We start from the raw sequence: 2,625 nt of genomic DNA on the forward strand, positions 1-2,625 counted from the left end.
GCCACCGCCTGTGCCTGCGCCGTCTTGTGCCGGTTTTGGTGCCGGTGGCAGAGAAGGATGTGAATCTTCAGCTTCAGCTTTAGATTCAGGTCCACGTGTCAAATTATTACCTTTATTACTCTTACCACACGAAGACAACACAATTGACAACATTAGTAGTACTGCTATAGTTTTTTTAAGCATAAATTCAAATGTTTAATTACACCAATTAGTACCAAAAACAAAAAGAAAAATCAATGCCTCTCTTTCAGACCAAGTCAAACAAGTTTTACTTTTAAAGTTTAAATAACATTTTTTTAGTTTGATTATGCAGTAAAATTATGTACAATAAACATGATAGTTGGGACACAATTTGTCGAAATTATCGTGGTTTAATGGGTTGAACTTTGAATCCATATCTTTAATATGCGCAAGCATTATGTCTAAAAAAATTGCGGAAGGCGCTCAGACTCTTGTCTTAGATGTAAAAACAGGTAATGTCGCCTTTATGAGGAAATGTTCGGACGCGGAAAGTCTCGCTCAGAATTGGTATTGCTGAAATGTTGATAAGTGCGGGAAGAGAGAAAAAGTGAGATAGCGTAGATTATTTCGCGGGTGTTTTATTTTATAAAAAAACAAATGATTATGTTGAAAAAGGCGAGATTATTGCCGAGCTTTTGTACAATTCTTCAAAATATATTGATGAAGCCAATTCTGTAATGTGTGTCGCGTACATAATATCTGAAAATAAAAATGAAAATATAAAATTAATAAAGGACATACATTATGAGCGTCGCGGACAAAGAATGGAAAATAATTAAGAATGATTTTGAAAAAGTATCTAAAATTGCTTCTTCTTTACCGTCGATATCGAAGATTGCCTCAATTCTTGTGGGCAGAGGTATTGATACTGTTGAAAAAGTCGAGCAGTTTATTGACGGCGGCATCGAAAGCCTACACAATCCTTTTCTATTTTCAGATATGTGCAAAGCTGTAAGTAGAATAAGGACTGCTTTGGAATTGCATGAGAATATTCTTGTTTATGGCGATAAAGATGTTGATGGCATTACAGCGGTTAGCATAATTGTAAATACTATAAGGCTTTTAGGCGGAAATGTGGAATGGTATGTGCCTGCTGATGAAGGTTATGGTATTCATAATGATATTCTTTCAAAATATGCAGCTAAAAATGTTAAAATTTTAATCACGGTTGATTGTGGTATTTCGGCTGTGGAGGGAATTGCTTATGCAAAAAGTCTTGGAATGTATGTTATACTCACAGATCATCATGAACCGCCATACGAAGGTCTCCCAAAAGCAGACGCGATTATAAATCCTAAGGTTTGCAGTTCAAAATATCCTTTTAAGCAGATAGCCGGTTGTGTCGTATCTTTAAAAGTTATGCACGCCCTTATGCTAACTTTTTGCAAAGAATACGATAAAGAAGTTACGTTGTGTTTCGGTTTGAAAAATGATAGTGATTTTTGCGGTAGTTATATTTGTTTAAAGAATGATTTAGAAATGAAAAAAGCAGACTTTAAATCTCTCAAAGAAATAAAAGATATTGTAACGCAAAGCTTTAGATTTTACACAAATGCTGCAGATATAAAAGAATTTTTAGTTCAAAGCAATGCTCTTTTAAAAGATAAGATTGTTGTGATTTCGGATGCTGTGAATGATATTCATGATTTAAAGAAAATATACAAAGTCAAAAAATTAGACAGTGAGATTATAATTAAAGAATTTTTTGAAAATAATCTTGATTTATGTTCGCTGGGTATCATTGCCGACTCTGTGCCGTTAATAGATGAAAACAGGATTATAGTTAAAAAGGGCTTGAAGATAATGGAAAAAAATCCTCATGCAAAACCGGGTCTTGGTCTTTTACTTGACGATGCCTTGTTTTCAAAAGGTATCCATAATATTACGGCAAAATTGGTTTTGTGGAGTATTACACCAGTATTAAATTCTTCAGGTCGTATGGCGAAGGGGATGTTATCTGCTAAGCTTCTTATGACAAAAGACATATTTCAGGCAAAAAATCTATACTCTGATATAGTTAAATTAAACGAAAATAGAAAATGTTTGCAATCTACAAATATGGAACAGTTTAAACATCTTTTAGAAGAACAGTGTAATCTTGAGAATGATAATGTTCTAATAGTTAAAGCGTTAAATCTTGAACATGGCGTTACTGGTATAGTGGCATCTCAAATGGTAAAAACATATTCAAGACCGGCATTTTTGTTTATCAGCGATGGGCGAGAAGCCACAGGGGCCGCACGATCCGTTGCCGGTTTTGATGTTGTTGCAGCTCTTGAAAACGTAAAAGATATTCTTATAAAATATGGCGGTCATAATCAAGCTGCAGGTTTTACTTTAGAAGATTCAAAAATAGAAGAATTTACAAGAAGAATTTCTGAGTATGCCGACAAAAACTTAAAAGAAGCGATGATAGATAACACGTTTCTTATTGAGGGCGAATTAAAAATTTCGGATATAGTTGTAGATTTTTATAACCAAGTGGAAGTAATGGAACCTTTTGGGGTTGGAAATTTAAAACCTGTATTTTGTATAAGAAGGGTAGCGCCCACCGAAATTTCTGTTTTTGGAAATAGAAATGAACATTTAAAATTTAAAATTTCC

At 33.9% G+C, this 2,625-nt stretch carries 2 protein-coding genes and 2 pseudogenes; 3 read left to right on the forward strand and 1 reads right to left on the reverse strand.

The genetic code is table 11. The annotated features are described in order from the left end of the window. On the reverse strand, positions 1-183 hold a 183-nt coding region (locus tag LE180_RS03530), incomplete at its 3' end, for a hypothetical protein (protein ID WP_374134096.1). 205 nt (positions 184-388) lie between these two features. Here LE180_RS03530 and LE180_RS03535 point away from each other — a divergent pair. The 3 genes and pseudogenes from LE180_RS03535 to recJ form a co-directional block, all read left to right on the forward strand. Further along, a pseudogene (locus tag LE180_RS03535) lies at positions 389-523 on the forward strand (thymidine phosphorylase); the annotation flags it as partial. Positions 524-584: 61 nt separating this feature from the next. Then, positions 585-800: pseudogene (locus tag LE180_RS03540) on the forward strand (hypothetical protein); the annotation flags it as partial. Then, positions 766-2,625: single-stranded-DNA-specific exonuclease RecJ (recJ, locus tag LE180_RS03545; RefSeq protein WP_374134097.1), on the forward strand; the 1,860-nt coding region annotated here is incomplete at its 3' end. The pseudogene LE180_RS03540 and the gene recJ, both read left to right, overlap by 35 nt.

This window comes from Candidatus Endomicrobiellum pyrsonymphae, assembly GCF_020328025.1.
GTDB lineage: Bacteria > Elusimicrobiota > Endomicrobiia > Endomicrobiales > Endomicrobiaceae > Endomicrobiellum > Endomicrobiellum pyrsonymphae.